This window comes from Streptomyces sp. GMY02 (assembly GCF_019056675.1).
Taxonomy (GTDB): domain Bacteria; phylum Actinomycetota; class Actinomycetes; order Streptomycetales; family Streptomycetaceae; genus Streptomyces; species Streptomyces odonnellii.
In genome coordinates, this window is sequence record NZ_CP077658.1 from 4,930,406 (window position 1) to 4,946,637 (window position 16,232).

Below are 16,232 nucleotides of genomic sequence, written 5' to 3' on the forward strand. Positions count from 1 at the left end.
CGGAGGCGGGTGATGTCTGTGTCGCGGATCACGTTGAGGTCTGGACCATTACTCTGTCAATACGGCTGCCCGCCGTGCGTGACCGCCGTCCGCCGTTCATGCGGAGCGCGCCGCCTCGGCTTTACTTCCGCGCGGCACGGTTGTCGGTGGTATGCGTCAGAATTGCATTCAGGGCCAGCGCACGATTTATCGAGGGGCACGTATGTCCGGACTGATCGACACGACGGAGATGTACCTCCGCACCATCCTGGAGCTGGAAGAGGAAGGTGTGGTCCCAATGCGCGCCCGGATCGCCGAGCGGCTCGACCAGAGCGGGCCGACGGTGAGCCAGACCGTGGCCCGGATGGAGCGGGACGGGCTGGTGCAGGTCGCGGGCGACCGGCATCTCGAGCTGACCGGGGAAGGGCGCCGGCTGGCGACCCGCGTGATGCGCAAGCACAGGCTCGCCGAGTGTCTGCTGGTCGATGTGATCGGCCTGGAGTGGGAGCAGGTGCACGCGGAGGCGTGCCGCTGGGAGCATGTGATGAGCGAGGCGGTGGAGCGGCGTGTGCTGGAGCTGCTCCGGCACCCGACGGAGTCGCCGTACGGGAATCCGATCCCGGGCCTGGAGGAGCTGGGCGAGAAGACCGAGGCGGATCCGTTCCTCGACGCGGGGATGGTGAGCCTGGCGGAGCTGGACCCGGGCGCCGAGGGCAAGACGGTCGTGGTGCGGCGGATCGGTGAGCCGATCCAGACGGACGCCCAGCTCATGTACACACTGCGGCGCGCGGGGGTGCAGCCGGGGTCCGTGGTGAGTGTGACGGAGTCGCCCGCCGGGGTGCTGGTGGGCAGCAGCGGCGAGGCGGCGGAGCTGCAGACCGAGGTGGCGTCGCACGTCTTCGTCGCGAAGCGCTGAGCCGGGCCCGAAGCGCCGAACCGGGCGCGGGGCGGTGCCGGACCGGGTGCCGGTGCGCGGTCCGTGCTGAGCGGGGGGTGGCCGGGCGGGGGCGTCGGCGGTAAGTACGTAGTACGGGTGCGGGCGTTGGGGGGCGTGCGGGGAGCATTCGAGGGCGGGGGGCGTGCGCTTTCCGGCCGGAACGGCAGCGGTGGGACGCATCGCGTGCCAGGCTGTCGGCAGGGTCTGTCTCCCGGATCTGGCTGCGGACCCTGGGGCATGTGACCTGAAGGCGGCCGGGCTCCCGGCCACGCCCGGGGAGGGAGCAGGGTTGTGCGCCTGTGTGGGGGTGGGCACGGTGCGTCGCGGCCGTGGCACGGCCCGTGTGTCCTGCGGGGGCAGGACCTGGGGTACGTGCGTGGCCGCGCGGAGATTTCGTATGCGATGACCTCTGTCCGCGGGGGCGGCTCCGGTGCCGTGCGGCACCGGAGCCTGTCCTCCCCTGCGCTGACCCGGAGCCCCGAGCTCTCAGGGTCATTCCCCTCGGGCCGTCATCCCCGAGCGGCCCGCCTCCCGGAGAAGATCTCCCCCGGGCCGTGTCCGGCAATCCTTGATCGCTGTCACTCGAACGAGCGGTGTTGCTCAGGGGAAGCGTGTTCTCGAACGAGAGTTCGATAGTCTGGCAGGGCTGGACGGGCGCGCATCGGGCCGTAAGCGGAATCCGACGGCCGACAACCACTCAGGACGACCACGGGTACGACCATTCAGGACCGAAGGGGGTGCCGGGACGCATGGTGCGGCGCATCGATGTGACCGGAGCGGACGGTGTACGTCTCGCTGCCTGGGAGTTCACCTATCCGCCCGGGCGGCGCGCGGAGCCGGAAGCGGAACGGGCCGGGGGCGCCCGGGACGGCCGGGACAACGGGGAGCAGGCGGGGGAGCGCGGACCGGAGCGGACCTCCGGCGTGCCGCCGCGGACCCCTGGTGTGCTGCTGCTCCACGGCCTCATGGGCCGCGCCTCGCACTGGGCCCCCACCGGACGCTGGCTCGCCGAGCGGCACCGTACGGTCGCACTCGACCAGCGGGGCCACGGCTTCAGCGAGAAGCCGGCGGACGGGGCGTACACCCGGGAGGCGTATGTCGCCGACGCGGAGGCGGTGATCGAACAGCTCGGGCTCGGTCCCGTGACACTCATAGGGCACTCGATGGGCGCGCTCACCGGATGGCAGCTCGCCGCGAGGCGGCCCGATCTGGTGCGGGCCCTGGTCATCTCCGACATGCGGGCCTCCGCGCTGGGCGCGGCGTCGCAGCGGCAGTGGGCCCAGTGGTTCGAGGCCTGGCCCGTCCCGTTCGCCACGCTCGACGACGCGCGGAAGTGGTTCGCCGAGGACGACCCGTGGGCGGACCGGCCCACTCCGTCGCGCGGCGAGTTCTTCGCCGAGGTGATGACGGAGCGGGCGGACGGCTGGCACCCGGTCTTCTCGCGCGACCAGATGCTGACCTCGCGGGCGACCTGGGTCCATGACGCCCACTGGGAGGAGCTGACCCAGGTCCAGTGCCCCGCGCTGGTGGTGCGCGGACTGGACGGCGACCTGGGCCGCGCGGAGGCCCAGGAGATGGTCCGGGTCCTGCCGCGCGGCCAGTACGCCGAGGTGACGGACGCGGGCCATCTCATCCACTACGACCGGCCGGAGGCGTATCGCGCGGCGATCGAACCGTTCCTGGACGGGGTGCTCACGCAGTGACCGGGGGCGGTGGCCGGGGTCGCGGTGTTTCGCCGGGTCCGTCCGGCTGACGGTTCGTCCTCAATCGCCAGACGGGCTGGATATGTCGGCCTGGGTCGGCTGTGGCCTACCCCTTGCTGACCGCCGTCAGGATCTCCGGGAGGCGGGCCGCCGTGCGCGGGGCCGCCAGGCGGAGGCCTCCGGCGGTCGCCAGCGCCCCGTACACCGTGCCCACGGGCAGCAGCAGCCACGTCCAGCCGTCGGCGCCCGCCACATGGAGCCAGACGGTCAGCGCGATCACCGGCGCGCAGATCAGCGCCGCCGCGAGCATGCCGCCGACGATGGAGATCCAGGCGAGCCCGGCCTGTCCCGGGGCGACGTTCTTGTACGCGCTGTCCTGCGGGATCGAGTACGGGAAGCGGGCCGAGGCCACCGAGCCCGTCGCCAGCATCGCGCCGAGCAGCGCGAAGGACAGGCCGAGCGCCTCGGGCAGCGCGTGCCAGTCGCCCAGCAGCGCGGCCGTCGCCACGGTCACCAGCGTCGCGTACGGCAGGGTGATCAGCAGCAGCGTCAGGGCCCGCGCCCGCAGCTCCAGATAGGCGTCCCGGGTCGAGGAGATCGTCAGCGCCACCATCCAGAAGGCGGAGGTGTCCTGGCCGAACTGGTTGTACATCTGGATGCCCAGCATGCCCGCCGCGAAGCACGCGAAATAGATCGTGCCCCGGCCCTGGATCGCGTTGAACAGCGGCACGATCAGCCCGATGGCCAGCGAGGTCACCCAGGCCGCCTTGGTCTTCGGGTCGCGCCACACATAGCGCAGACTGCGCAGCATCACCGTGCCCGTACGCCCCTCGGGCAGCAGCCGCCCCAGCCGTCCCGCCGCCGAGGCGGATTCCGTACGGGAGGGTTCCGCGGCGGCGAGCGTCGAGCCGTCCGGGGCCGTCATCAGCTTCACCAGCGACCGCTGCCACAGCCACAGCAGCGCCACCGGGGCGGCGGCCGAGAGCAGCAACTGCGCCGCGGCCGTTCCGTACGCGCCCGCGCTCACCGAGTCCACCGCGCCGAGCGCCGCCGCGGGCGGCAGCCACCGTACGAGCCCGGCCGCCGGGTCGAGCTCCGACAGGCCGCCCGCCTCGCCGAGCCGCTGCGCGGCGAAGTTGACGACCTGGATGCCCACCGCGATCAGCAGACCGCTCAGAACGGCCAGATCGCGGCCCTTGCGCGAGGTCAGCAGCCGGATGTTGGCGGTCGCGACGGCCCGAGCCAGCACCACACACGTCAGCAGGGCCAGCGGTACGGCGACGACCGCCACGGCCACCGCCGCCGCGCCGTGCGCCACCGCGATCGCCGAACCGAGCAGCAGACAGAGGGAGAACACCGGCCCGATCCCCACCAGCGACGCCATCAGCAGCGCCCTGACCAGCGGCCGGGGCCGCAGCGGCAGCATCACCAGCCGCGTCGGGTCCAGGGTCTCGTCCCCGCCGGGAAAGAACAGCGGCATCACGGCCCAGCCCAGCCCGAGGACGCCGGCCAGCAGCACGACCAGCGTGCCCGCGTGATCGTTTCCGCGCAGCAGTACCAGCCCCAGGAGCTGTCCCGCCGCGATCAGCAGCGCGAAGACCGCGGAGACCACATACGCGGCGGTGCGGCCCGACGACTGCCGCAGACCATTGCGCAGCAGGGACAGCTTCAGCCGTACGAAGACAGGGGTGAGCGGGACGCCGCCGGGAGCGGGAGCGGTCCCGGCGGGCGAGGTCCGGCTCATCGGGCGCCGCCCAGCCAGTCCAGGGACTCACCGGTGTCGCGGGACCCGGCGCCCACCAGTTCCAGGAAGGCGCTCTGGAGAGACGGCGAGCCGCCCCGTACCTCCGCGAGGGTGCCCTGTGCGCGGATCCGGCCCCCCGCCATCACCGCGACCCAGTCGCACAGCGACTCGACCAGCTCCATCACATGGCTGGAGAAGACGACCGTCGCGCCCGAGTCCGTATAGCGCTCCAGCACGCCCCGGATGGTCTGGGCCGATACCGGGTCGACGCCCTCGAACGGCTCGTCCAGGAACAGCACATGGGGGTTGTGCAGCAGCGCCGCCGCCAGGCCTATCTTCTTGCGCATGCCGGTCGAGTAGTCGACGACGAGCTTGTGCTGGGCGCCGGCCAGGTCCAGTACGTCCAGGAGCTGGGTGGCGCGTTTGTCGGTCTCGGTACCGGGCAGCCCCCGCAGCCGCCCGGTGTAGCCGAGGAGTTCGCGGCCGGAGAGCCGCTCGAAGAGCCGCAGCCCCTCCGGCAGGACCCCGATCCGGGCCTTGACCTCGGCGGGGTCGCGCCACACATCGTGCCCGGCCACCAGCACCCGCCCCTGGTCGGGCCTGAGCAGGCCCGTGATCATGGACAGGGTGGTGGTCTTGCCCGCGCCGTTCGGGCCGACGAGGCCGATGAACCGGCCCGCGGGCAGCTCCAGATCGATCCCGGCGACGGCGATCTGCTCGCCGAATCGTTTCCACAGCCCTTCGACCCGAACGGCGGGCGGTGGCGTCCCCGTCCCGCCCGCACCGCCCGCCGTTCCGGTCGCCCCGGTGGCCGGTTGCTCCGGCGCCCTTCCCTGTGCCTGGTCCCGTGCCTGGTCCGGCATGGCGCTGCCTTTCGGTGTCCCGTATATCTACGGCACCACCCTATGTACGCCGGATCGCTATGTACGACGGGTTCGCCGTGCGGCGGCCTCCTGCCCGCACGCGTAGGTCAGCGGGCTCATCAGCTCCTCCGCGTCCGGCAGCCAGCGGTTCGCCAGCGTCGGCCTGCGGGCCCACTGCACCGCGCCCCTGCCGCCGACCCTGGTCGGCGGCGCCGCCACGTACTGCCCCTCGCCCAGCGCCACCAGATCGATCGCCTGGGGCGCCCAGCCCTGCCCCCGTACCAGTTCCTCCGCCTTCGCCGCCGCGCCCGGCAGGACGAAGAACACCATCCGCCGGTCCGGTGTGCAGGTCACCGGGCCGAGCGCGAGATTCAGCCGCTCCATCCTGGCCAGCGCCAGAAAACCGGCCGACTCCGGTACGTCCAGCGCGTCGAAGGTGCGTCCCGTCGGCAGCAGCACCGATGCCCCGGGCCTCGTCGCCCACAGTCTGCGCGCCGCCGCCGCGCTGCCCGTCGCCTGCGCCGCCCACTCCGGTCCCGTCGCGTGCGACCCCGGCAGGGGGCAGCCCGCCCGGCGGCACGAGCACCGCTCCGTGCCCTCGACCGCCTCCAGCCATGTGCCGGGGAACACGTCCCAGTGCCTCTCTTCCGTGTACCGCACCGCGCAGTCCAGCGGCAGTTCGCCCCGCTGCCCCGGGATCCGCGCGGCGTCCCTGACTCCGATCGTCTCTTCCACGCACAGCACAACTCCCGCCATCACCACGGGTTACGGGCGCACGGCGCCGCGCCGTGCGCCGATTCCGCCCATGGGGCGCATCGATGCATGGGCGGGGGCGCGCGTGCGGGTGTGCGGCGGTATCCGGGTAGCCACCCCCGAGGCTTCGACACCATGGGGGCGAGCAGTGAGCAACAGCGGGCAGCGAGGGCGAACAGCGGGCCGGCCGGGCCGTGTTTACCGACGCTTCCGAAGAACCGTCGAAAATTTCGCTTATCGCCGAACATGCGCATTCTCCGCAGATCTGCCGGGCATTGGTCACTTAGCTGATCACTGCGGCCACAGGGGGTATCCAAATTGGCAGCCAGGCCTCTCGTAGCGCGACAGCCGAACGAACGGCTCCAGGCGCTCATCCAGGAAGCCGGGTGCTCCAACGCCGGGCTCGCCCGCCGCGTCAACATGGTGGGTGCCGAGCGCGCGCTCGACCTGCGGTACGACAAGACATCGGTGGCGCGCTGGTTACGCGGACAGCAGCCACGCGGCCGGGCCCCGGGCATCATCGCCGAGGCGCTGGGCCGGAAGCTGGGCCGTACGGTCACCATCGACGAGATCGGGATGGCGAACGGCAAGAATCTCGCCTCCGGCGTCGGCCTCCAGTTCTCACCGACCGTCCTCGGCGCGATCGAACAGGTCTGTGAGCTGTGGCGGAGCGATGTGGGGCGGCGGGACTTCCTCTCCGGCTCCGCCGTCGCGTCCTCCGCGCTCGTCGAGCCCAGCAGGGACTGGCTGATCACCGCCGCCGACCCGGCCGTCGCACGCAACACCGGCGCGCGGGTGGGGGATTCGGATGTCGACGCGGTACGGGCGATGACGCACTCGCTCATCGATCTGGACCACCGCTTCGGCAGCGGCCATGTGCGGCCGGTCGTCGTCCACTATCTGAACAGCGTGGTGGCGGGCCTGCTTTCGGGCTCGTACCGCGAATCGGTCGGGCGCCGGCTCTTCGCGGCCGTCTCCCGGCTGACCGAACTGGCCGGGTACATGGCGGTGGACACCGGACAGCCGGGGCTCGCGCAGCGCTATTACATCCAGGCGCTGCGGCTGGCCCAGGCCGCGGGGGACCGCGGATACGGAGGCTATGTACTGGCCGCGTCCATGAGCCATCTCGCGGCGCAGCTCGGAAACCCGCGGGAGATCGCGCAGTTGGCGCGGGCGGCGCAGGAAGGGGCGCGCGGCCAGGTGACCCCGCGTGCGCAGGCCATGTTCTACGCGGCCGAGGCGCGCGGCCACGCGCTGATGGGCGACAGCAGGACCTGCGAGGCGGTGGCGGGCCGGGCGATCGAGTCGCTGGAGCGGGCGGACGCGGAGTCGGGCGACGACCCCGAGTGGATCGCGCACTTCGACCAGGCCTATCTCGCCGATGAACTGGCGCACTGCTACCGGGATCTGGGGCAGCCGGAGGCGGCGGGGCGGCATGCCGCGGACGCGCTGGAGGGCCACCCCGAGTCCCGGGCGCGGAGGCGGGCGATCGGGCTGGTGCTGCTGGCGATGGCCCAGGTCCAGCAGCGCGAGGTGGAGGAGGCGTGCCACACCGGCCTGCGCGCGGTCGAGCTGCTGGGCACGCTGCGCTCCAGCCGGGGCGCGGAGTATCTGGACGATCTCCAGCAGCGTCTTGAGCCGTTCGGAAACGAGCCCGTGGTACGGGAGTTCGGGGCGCGGCTGGAGATCCAGGCGGCATGAGAGGGGCTCGCCGGGCACCCGCGTGAGGGATGTCACGGGACGGGTGAAAGTTCTGTGACGAGTCTTGCGCGGGGATGTCCTGGAGGTGTCGTGCGTGCGGGTGCCGTACGGGCATGGTGCTCATGCCGTGCCCGAGGCGTGTCCAGGGCCGTGATCAGGCCCAAGTCCCCGCCGGTACCGGCGTTTTCGGCCTCGGTATCAGGGTCTCCCGGGGGCGGGGCGTTACCGGATCCGGGCGCGTGGCAGTTTCCGCGATTCACCGGGTAGCGTGAACCGACGTTCGGTAGGTCCACACGTTCCACACGTAGGAGTCCCGGTGACGCACAGCGGACAAGGGGATGAGCCGCGGCACCCCGCCGCTCGGCCCGCGCACGAAGGCGTTGTGCTGCCCGGCGACGGCAGCGCGCCCTGGATCCCGGGCCAGTCCGCGGAGGAGCCCGCACAGGGGCCCGCGGGCGGGCAGCCGTGGGGACAGCCCTGGGGACCGGCGGACGGGCAGCAGGACCAGTCCGGGTACGGCGGCGGGGACCAAGCGGGATACGGCGGCGGGGCCCAGCCGCAGCACGGCGGCCAGCCTCCGCACGACGGCCGGCAGCAGGGCGGGCAGCCCCAGTACGGCGGGCAGCAGGGGTACGGGCAGCAGCCGGGCGGCCAGTCCTACGGAGGACCGCAGGATGGCGCCCCGTACGGAGGCCAGCTCCCGCCGAGCCGGCCGCTTCCGCCGGCGCAGGAGCCCACGCAGGGCCCGGGGCAGCCCTATCCGCAGCAGGAACAGCCGTACCAGCAGCAGAGCCAGCCGTACCAGCAGCCCCAACCGCCCCGGCACGCCCAGCCGTTGCCCCCGCAGGCCCCGGCGGCGGGCAGCGCGGACGCCACGCAGTATCTGCCGCCGGTGGGCGCGGCGCCCGGCATACCCGGCGCGGGGGACGCGGACGCCACCCAGTTCATCGCCCCGATAGCCGCGGGCCCCGGCCCCGGCATGCCGCCGCCCGAGAGCGCCGCCGAGGCCACCCAGTTCCTGCCGACGCCCATCCAGGGCCCCGGTCCGGGCGGCCCGGACGCGGACGCCACGCAGTACATCGCACCCGTACCGGCCCAGCAGGGACCCGCGCGGAACGTCCCGGCCGCGCCCCCCGGCGCCCCGTACGGCATCCGGCCCGGCGAGCCCGGCGAACGCCAGCCGCCCGCCGAGTTCGACAGCCTCTTCCGCAGCGACGCGCCGCCCGGCGGCGGCCAGGGCGCGGACTCGACGCAGCCGCTGCCCCAGTTCGGCGCCGGCCACGGCCTCCAGCAGGGCGGCCGCAGGCCCGCCGCCGCGCCCTACGAACCGCCGCAGCACGCCTCGTACGACCAGGGCCGGGCGCCGCAGGAGCCGCGCCGGCCGCAGGGCCGCGCCGCCGGGCGCCGCAAGTCCTCGCCCGTCCCCGTGATCGCGGCCGTCGTGATCGGCTGCGCCGTCCTCGGTCTCGGCGCGGGCGCGTTGATGAGCGGTGGCGGCGACGACCCGGCGCAGGACAACAGCGCGGCCGTGGGCGCGGTGAGTTCGCCCCCCGCCGAGCCGTCGACGCAGAGCGAGGCCGCCGACCCGGCCAAGCCGCAGGCGGAGGCGCTCGACAAGCTGCTCGCGGACAGCGGCAGCAGCCGGGCCACGGTCATCAAATCGGTCGAGTCGATCAAGTCCTGCGACAACCTGGAACAGGCGGCCACCGATCTGCACGGCGCCGCCGAGCAGCGCCGCGATCTGGTGACCCGGCTCAAGGACCTGACGCTCGACAAGCTGCCCGACCACGAGGAGCTGACCTCGTCGCTGACCGAGGCCTGGGAGGCGTCGGCCTCGGCGGACGACCACTACGCGAACTGGGCCAAGCAGGTCAAGGGCAAGAAGAACTGCAAGGACGGGCAGGCGCGGGTGACGCAGCAGGCGGCGGAGGGGAACCGCGCGAGCGGCGACGCGACGGCCGCGAAGCAGAAGGCGTCGAAGCTGTGGAACGGCATCGCGACGAAGTACGGACTCTCACAGCGCCCGCCGACCCAGCTCTGACATCGCCGGCCGCCGCGGGAGACCAGCGGCCGGGAGCCGAGGAGGCCGGGCGAGGCGCCGGGTGAGGTGCCGGGCAGAGTGCCGGGCGGGGCGGGCAGGTTTCACACGGTCACAAGCGGCAACACGCTGGACATGTCCTCACGTCATCGCAGTGGAAGCGGCTCCGCGGCGACGCTCATCGTCGTCGTCGCGGACATCATGGCCTTCATCCTGGGCCTCTGGATCGTGATGTACCTGCTGGACGCCAACCGCGCCAACGACCTGGTGGAGTTCGTCCGGGACGCGGCACGCTGGCTGGCCGGCTGGTCCTACGACCTGTTCACCTTCGACGAGGCATGGGCGCGTGTCGTCTGCGGCTACGGACTGGCCGCCGTCGTCTATCTGCTGATCGGCCACGGCGTCGCGGGCCGGGTGCGGCGTCTCTGACCGGCGTGCCCCGCCTGCTCGGATCAGCGGCGGAGGCGGCGTCCGAAGGCGCCCACGAGGGCGGGGCGGGGCAATTCCCCGGGCCGGGGAACGTCCCCTCCCCGCCGTCCCTCCCCGCCGTCCTTCGCGGCCTTCCTTCCCGGCCTTACTTCACCGTGCCGCCGACCGTCTGGCCGACGTCGACGAAGCCCTTCTTCTGCGCCACCAGGCGGCCTTCACGTACCACCTGGAACGTCACGTCCCTGTTGACGATCCGGGGGAAGCCCGGCGCGCCCAGCATGTCCTCGTACCGCCAGCGCAGCGGCGGGGTGAGCCCGCCGGTGTCCACCTGTACGCCCCGGTCGAGGGCGTCCGCGATCTTGCCCGCGGTGATCACATCGGCGTTGATCGACTCGATGACCTTCTTGAGCGCGGTGTACGCGATCCAGGTTGTCTGCGACCCCGGGTCCGCCGGGTCGATGTCGTTGTCGCCGAAGGCGTACTTGTCGATCACGTTCAGCATCGGCTTCCACGCCGGGTCGGTCGCCACCGGGTACCAGCCGGTCAGATACGCGCCCTCGAAGGGGCCGGTCTTGCCGCCCGTGCTGTCGATGAGCGGCTGGCCCACGCTGCCGAGGACCGAGGAGACCTTGATCTCCCGGTCGTCCTCCGGCACCCGGCGGTAGGAGTCGAAGAAGGTCTCCGTACGGTCGCCGAGCACCGCGGTGACGCAGCCGCCGTCCCCCGCCCGCGAGCGGGCCTGCTCGGCCTGGCGCGTGTAGTCGGTGGCGTCCTCGGGCGCGCGGATGTCGCCCGCGGTGCCCCTGCCGCCCTGTGCCAGGCCGGAGTTGAGCAGCTCGGGCAGATCGTCACCGGAGATGGTGTCGGGCCGTACCAGCGCCGTACGCTCGCACTCGCGGGCCAACTGCCTGCCGTTGCCGGCGAGAAGCGTCGCCTGGCCGCCGTTGACGGGATAGGAGAGGAAGCTGGTGAACTCCTCCTCGGTGAGCCCGTATCCGCCCAGGAACGGGATGGACGCGGCCTCCAGCGGCGCCATGAACTCCCGGCCGTGCTGGCTGTACGAGCCGACGACCGCGACCGCGTTCTCGTTCACCGCGCGGCGCGCGCAGTCGGCCGCCCCCGCGGTGCTGTTGTTCTCGTTGCAGGTGAGGACGCGCAGCGTATGACCGTCGATCCCGCCGTCCGCGTTGACCCAGCGGGCGAACGCCTTGGCCATGGCCGGCATGCCCGGCTGATTGGTGGCGTTGGTTCCGACGGGCGCCCAGGTCATGACCGTCACGGGCTCCCTGGAGCCCCCCGAGCCGCCAGGGAGTACGCCGCAGCCGGTCAGGAGCGACGCTCCCGCCACCGCGGTACAGACGGTACGAAACACACCGGACTGGAAGGGGCGGAAGGAAGAAGAGCGACGCCTACCGGTCATAGTCATGCAGGCTGCCGCCCCCAGGTAACGGAGGAATGGTTAAAGTTCAACGTTTGATGACTTAGGGGTGAATTACGGGGGCCGATGGGTCCGGCTCCGTACGGACCGTAGAGTCAAGGACTGTGCAGCAAGGTTCCGAGAACTCTTCCCGTCGTACCCGTCACTCCCCCACCATGGGCGGCATGCCGCTGAATGACATGCCATGGTGGCGCTGGCGCAGCAATGTGCGCTCGGCGCTGCACATGCTTTCCGATCCCGTCTTCCATCAGGAGTACTGGCTGGCCGGCCGCGAGGGGTACGGCGATGTCACCGACGCCGTGTACCGGCTGGTCGAGGACACCTGGCTGGACAACTGGTCCGCCGAGAAGTACGTCGGCACGATCTTCCGCGACTCGGCCGAGGCCGCCCTGGTCGATCTCGCCGTGCTGCGGGTGCTGCGCATCATGCACCAGGTCGGCGCGGACGCGCCCGTGTCGGCCTATCTGGAGCACCACGGCTGGCCGGAGGCGGTACGGGCGGCCCGCGAGGCGCATGTACGGCTGGCGACCAGCGACGGGGACGATCCGGACACCGTGCCGAAGTCGCTGGACGTGCTGCGGATCATGACGCGGTCGGTGTGAGTACGGCGGGGTTCCGCGGCGGTGTGGGATCCTCTGAGGTCATGAGCACCGCCCCGCAGCGGCCGCCCGCCGCGAACGCGCCCGCGAAGCCCGAGCAGCCCGCGCAGTCCGAGCAGTACGTGAAGCCCGAGCCGCGTGTGAAGCCCGAGCAGTACGTTCTGACGCTGTCCTGTCCGGACAAGCAGGGGATCGTGCACGCCGTGTCCAGCTATCTGTTCATGACCGGCTGCAACATCGAGGACAGCCAGCAGTTCGGGGACCACGACACCGGCCTGTTCTTCATGCGGGTGCACTTCTCGGCCGGCGCGCCGGTGACCCTGGAGAAGCTGCGGGCCAGCTTCGCCGCCATCGGGGACGCCTTCCGGATGGAGTGGGAGATCCACCGCGCGGACGAGCGGATGCGGATCGTCCTGATGGTGAGCAAGTTCGGCCACTGTCTGAACGATCTGCTCTTCCGGGCCGGGACCGGCGCGCTGCCGGTGGAGATCGCCGCGGTGGTCTCGAACCACACCGACTTCGCCGAGCTGGCCGCCTCGTACGGCATTCCGTTCCACCACATCCCGGTGACCAGGGACACCAAGCCGGCCGCCGAGGCGGAGCTGCTGGAACTGGTCCGCGCGGAGCGGGTGGAGCTGGTGGTGCTGGCGCGCTACATGCAGGTGATCTCCGACGATCTCTGCAAGCAGCTCAACGGCCGGATCATCAATATCCACCACTCCTTCCTGCCGAGCTTCAAGGGCGCGAAGCCGTACCACCAGGCGCACGCGCGCGGGGTGAAGCTGATCGGCGCGACCGCGCACTATGTGACGGCCGATCTCGACGAGGGCCCGATCATCGAGCAGGAGATCGAGCGGGTCGGCCACCAGGTCACGCCGGGGCAGTTGGTGGCGATCGGCCGGGACGTGGAGTGCCAGGCGCTGGCGCGTGCGGTGAAGTGGCACGCGGAGCACCGGATCCTGCTGAACGGGCACCGTACGGTCGTCTTCGCCTGACCTGCCCGTCGCGCCGGCGGGTGGGGTGTGACGAATATCTCACCGGGTGCGTCGGATCACCGGGTGCGTCGGAGGCGGGTGGCCCCAGGGCGGGTGCCCAGGAGCCGGGTGCCTCGGAGGCGGGTGGTTCAGAGGCGGCTCATCGAGGCCGCCGCCGACAGCACGTCCCGGATCGCTTCACGGTCGCCGTCCTGCCCCGCCGCCGCTTCCTCCGGTGTGACATGCCCCGCCACGAGCTGGCAGAACTCGACCGCGTCCAGGGCGACTTGGCCCACCGAGCGCTCGGGGCTGCCCAGCGCGGCGGGGGAGTCCAGGGCGATGTACCAGCTTCCGCCGCCCGCGCCCTCCACCTCCAGCCGCAGCGACCGGCCGGGCGAGCCCGCGGTCACCAGATCCCGGGCGGGCCCGGCGAGACCGTTGCGCCGGCGGGTCGCGATGGCCGACGGCAGCACCCGCGCGGCCAGATCGATCATCCGGTGCAGATGGGCGCCGCTGGGCGGCTCGTACGGATAGTCGACCGCCTCCGCGATGTCCGTACCGTGCACCCAGCACTCGAAGGCGCGGTCCAGCAGCGCGTCGCGCAGCGGCAGGGCGAAGAAGTCGCCGTACGACACGGAGAGTTCGGCCACCCCGCGGCCGGCGAAGGACACCGTGCGGATCAGCGCGTGGGTCTGCTCGCGCCAGGGCTCGTGGACGGCACGGGTGGGCGGCGACTCGGCGGTCCGCCAGTGGATCTCCGTACGGTCGGTGGGGTCGTCCGGGGCGCCGGCGCCGAGCGGATCGTCGAGACCGAGAGCGCCCGCGACCAGGCCGTCCACGGTCATGAGATGGTCGATGACCCCGGCGACGGTGGTCCTGCGCGAGACGGGCCGCTCCTCCTCGAACCATCTCAGCCGTACGGGCGCGTGCCACTCGCCGTCCCCGATGTCCCGCAGCAGCGCGTCGAGCCGCGCGGTCTCCGCGTCGTACGGAGCCGACCAGGCGGGCACGGGTATCCGGGCGGGTCTGCGGCCGAGGCAGCTCTCCAGCACCCGGGAGCGCAGCAGCCCCACGGCGTCGCGGAGGCGGAGCGCCTCGTCGGCGCAGGGCGCGCACTCGGTGAGATGCTCCTCGACCAGCGCGGTCTCCTCGGCGGAGCAGGCGGCGAGGGCCCAGGCGCCGAGCAGTGAGGCGAGCAGTGAGTGGGGCGGCTTGCCGGCGGATGCGCTCGGCTCGGCTGAGCCCTGCTCCCGGTCCTGCTCCTGGCCCGACTTTTGGCCCTTGGACCGGTCCTGGGACTGAGTCCGGGCCGGGTCCTGGCTCTGGTCCCGGCTCGGGGTCCGGGCCTCGGACCGGTCCCGGCTCGCGGTCCGGGCCTCGGACTGGTCACCGTTCGGGGGCTGGGTCCTGGACCGGTCCCGGGCTTCGGACTGGTCCTGGTCCTCGGGCCGGTCCCGAGGTTCCGGGGGCGGGGTCCGCTCGTGTCGGCTCGGAGTCATGTCGTCCGCGGCCTGCCTCGGGCCCGGGATGCGCGGGGAGGCGGGCTGTCCTTTCCGGTCGCGGCCGCCCGGGCCGCCGTCCAGCGGGCCGGTCACAGCGAGCGTCCGTTCCCCGGTGGCGAAGTGCCGTCCGCCGCATGCGTGCTGGCGGTCGAGAGGAGCTGGAGTCCGAGCCGGAGCCTGCGCCGGGCCTCGTCCTCCGTGACCCCGAGATCCGCCGCGGTCTGGCGGTAGTTCCTGCGCCGGAAGTACGCCAGTTCCAGCGCGGCCCACAGCGGGGCCGGCATCGACCCGACGATGTAGTCGGCGCGGGCCGCCGCCGAGGCCCTGCGTATCTTCTCCTCCAGTTCGGCCAGTTCCTCGGCCGTGCCCTCGCCGTTCGCCTCGTACGCCGCCGCCTCGGTCTGCCGGAACCTGCGTATGGCGGTCCGGCGGGTGATTCCGGCCACCCAGGACCGCATCGAGCCCTGCTTCGGGTCGTACGTTCCCGGGTTGTCCCAGACATGGGCGAAGACTTCCCGGGTGACGCGGTCGGCCTCGTCGCTGTCGTCGAGCACACGGTTCGCCAGGCTGTGCACCAGCGGCGCGAACCGGTCGTACAGCTCACCGAGCGCGGCTGCCTCGCCCCGCGCGAGCCGCTGCTGCATCCTGCGGTCCCACCGGGGCGGAGTGTCCTTCGCCATACGACCCCCAGCCCTGTTCCTGCGCCCGTCCGCCCGCCCCTGCCACCAACGTGCCGTACGTGCCGAATCCCGCCGTCCCTTCGAATGTAGTGGGCGGCGCCGAGGACACACGCCCCTTTGTGGCAAGTGCGCCCCCACGGCACTCATCACGTTTCGGACGGGCTCAGTGGGGCAGGCGCACCGAATGCCCGGACCGCACCGGACGGTTCCGGGCTGCTTCGGACCACCGGGCCGCGGCTCCTCCGTGCCACAGAGGCGCGCGGGAGCCGTCCGTCGTCGTACCCTCCGGGGATGGACAGCGCAGAGTACGAGGGCAAGATCGCCTCCCGGTTCGCAGCCTTCGACCAGGACGGCAGCGGTTATATCGACCGCGAGGACTTCAGTGGTGCGGCGGCGGCACTGCTGGCCGAGTTCGGCACGACCGCACGCTCCGACAAGGGCCAGGCCCTCTACAACGGGGCCGAGGCGTTCTGGCAGGGCATGGCCGGGATCGCGGATGTGGACGGCGACCAGCGGGTCAGCAGGCAGGAGTTCGTGACGGGCGCGGTGAAGCGGCTGCGGGACAACCCCCAGCGGTTCGCCGAGATCGCCCGGCCGTTCCTGCGCGCGGCGATCGCCGTGGCCGACGAGGACGGCACCGGGGTGACCCGCGCGGCGGCCGAACGCGCGCTGCTGGTACTGGGAGTCGGCGCGGAGGCGGCGGCGATGGTGGCCGAGCGGCTCGACGCGGACGGCGACGGCAGGATCCACGAGGAGGAGATCCTGGCCGGCTTCGCCGCGTACTACGTCACACCGGAACCCTGACCGGCCGGGGCCGGTGTTCGATCCGGCCCCGCCCGTCCGTCGCGGCTGGTCCGCCGTGGCTTGCCGGCCGCGACTGGTCCGTCGTGGC

The 16,232-nt window shown here is 72.3% G+C and carries 14 protein-coding genes; 8 read left to right on the forward strand and 6 right to left on the reverse strand.

Going from position 1 to position 16,232, the window contains the following annotated elements; genetic code table 11:
- Positions 1-202 precede the first annotated feature (202 nt).
- Both KQY30_RS20930 and KQY30_RS20935 read left to right on the forward strand, forming a co-directional pair.
- The gene (locus tag KQY30_RS20930) at positions 203-895 is read left to right on the forward strand and encodes a metal-dependent transcriptional regulator (RefSeq protein WP_217308149.1); all 693 of its coding nucleotides are present in this window, start codon (positions 203-205) and stop codon (positions 893-895) included.
- A 770-nt stretch (positions 896-1,665) separates the two neighbouring features.
- Positions 1,666-2,619 (forward strand): alpha/beta fold hydrolase, encoded by a 954-nt coding sequence (locus KQY30_RS20935; RefSeq protein ID WP_217308150.1) that lies wholly within the window; start codon positions 1,666-1,668, stop codon positions 2,617-2,619.
- Between the two features lie 106 nt (positions 2,620-2,725).
- On the opposite strand, the gene KQY30_RS20940 is transcribed toward KQY30_RS20935, so the two are convergent.
- From KQY30_RS20940 to KQY30_RS20950, 3 genes are read right to left on the reverse strand one after another with little or no spacing between them, the layout of a single operon-like run.
- The gene (locus KQY30_RS20940) at positions 2,726-4,363 is read right to left on the reverse strand and encodes a transporter (RefSeq protein WP_217308151.1); all 1,638 of its coding nucleotides are present in this window, start codon (positions 4,361-4,363) and stop codon (positions 2,726-2,728) included.
- Positions 4,360-5,226, reverse strand: coding sequence for an ABC transporter ATP-binding protein (locus KQY30_RS20945; protein WP_217308152.1), 867 nt, complete (start codon positions 5,224-5,226; stop codon positions 4,360-4,362). Before KQY30_RS20945 ends, KQY30_RS20940 begins: the two co-directional genes overlap by 4 nt.
- A 57-nt stretch (positions 5,227-5,283) precedes the next feature.
- The gene (locus KQY30_RS20950; protein ID WP_217311205.1) at positions 5,284-5,970 is read right to left on the reverse strand and encodes a bifunctional DNA primase/polymerase; all 687 of its coding nucleotides are present in this window, start codon (positions 5,968-5,970) and stop codon (positions 5,284-5,286) included.
- 327 nt (positions 5,971-6,297) lie between these two features.
- Between KQY30_RS20950 and KQY30_RS20955 the strand changes: the two genes are divergently transcribed.
- The 3 genes from KQY30_RS20955 to KQY30_RS20965 all read left to right on the forward strand — a co-directional run bounded on the left by KQY30_RS20955 (position 6,298) and on the right by KQY30_RS20965 (position 10,147).
- Entirely contained in the window at positions 6,298-7,680 is a 1,383-nt protein-coding gene (locus tag KQY30_RS20955; protein ID WP_217308153.1) for a transcriptional regulator, read from the forward strand.
- 316 nt (positions 7,681-7,996) lie between these two features.
- Complete coding sequence (locus KQY30_RS20960) at positions 7,997-9,721, forward strand: hypothetical protein (RefSeq protein ID WP_217308154.1); 1,725 nt, start codon at positions 7,997-7,999, stop codon at positions 9,719-9,721.
- Between the two features lie 132 nt (positions 9,722-9,853).
- On the forward strand, positions 9,854-10,147 hold the full coding sequence (locus tag KQY30_RS20965) for a hypothetical protein (protein WP_217308155.1): 294 nt from the start codon (positions 9,854-9,856) through the stop codon (positions 10,145-10,147).
- Between the two features lie 145 nt (positions 10,148-10,292).
- Here KQY30_RS20965 and KQY30_RS20970 read toward each other — a convergent pair whose 3' ends face one another.
- Positions 10,293-11,567: an ABC transporter substrate-binding protein gene (locus KQY30_RS20970; RefSeq protein ID WP_217308156.1), complete on the reverse strand. Its 1,275-nt coding sequence runs from the start codon at positions 11,565-11,567 to the stop codon at positions 10,293-10,295.
- A 173-nt stretch (positions 11,568-11,740) separates the two neighbouring features.
- On the opposite strand from KQY30_RS20970, the gene KQY30_RS20975 reads away from it, so the two are divergent.
- Both KQY30_RS20975 and purU read left to right on the forward strand, forming a co-directional pair.
- Positions 11,741-12,187, forward strand: a complete 447-nt coding sequence (locus tag KQY30_RS20975; RefSeq protein ID WP_046500344.1) for a hypothetical protein — start codon at positions 11,741-11,743, stop codon at positions 12,185-12,187.
- A gap of 41 nt (positions 12,188-12,228) precedes the next feature.
- Positions 12,229-13,179: a formyltetrahydrofolate deformylase gene (gene purU, locus KQY30_RS20980; protein ID WP_254407250.1), complete on the forward strand. Its 951-nt coding sequence runs from the start codon at positions 12,229-12,231 to the stop codon at positions 13,177-13,179.
- A gap of 128 nt (positions 13,180-13,307) precedes the next feature.
- Here the strand turns inward: purU and KQY30_RS20985 are convergent, their stop codons facing one another.
- Positions 13,308-14,657, reverse strand: a complete 1,350-nt coding sequence (locus tag KQY30_RS20985) for a zf-HC2 domain-containing protein (protein WP_302185327.1) — start codon at positions 14,655-14,657, stop codon at positions 13,308-13,310.
- Between the two features lie 92 nt (positions 14,658-14,749).
- Entirely contained in the window at positions 14,750-15,340 is a 591-nt protein-coding gene (locus tag KQY30_RS20990) for an RNA polymerase sigma factor (RefSeq protein WP_217308158.1), read from the reverse strand.
- Between the two features lie 291 nt (positions 15,341-15,631).
- Between KQY30_RS20990 and KQY30_RS20995 the strand changes: the two genes are divergently transcribed.
- Positions 15,632-16,144 (forward strand): EF-hand domain-containing protein, encoded by a 513-nt coding sequence (locus KQY30_RS20995; protein WP_217308159.1) that lies wholly within the window; start codon positions 15,632-15,634, stop codon positions 16,142-16,144.
- Positions 16,145-16,232: the final 88 nt, after the last annotated feature.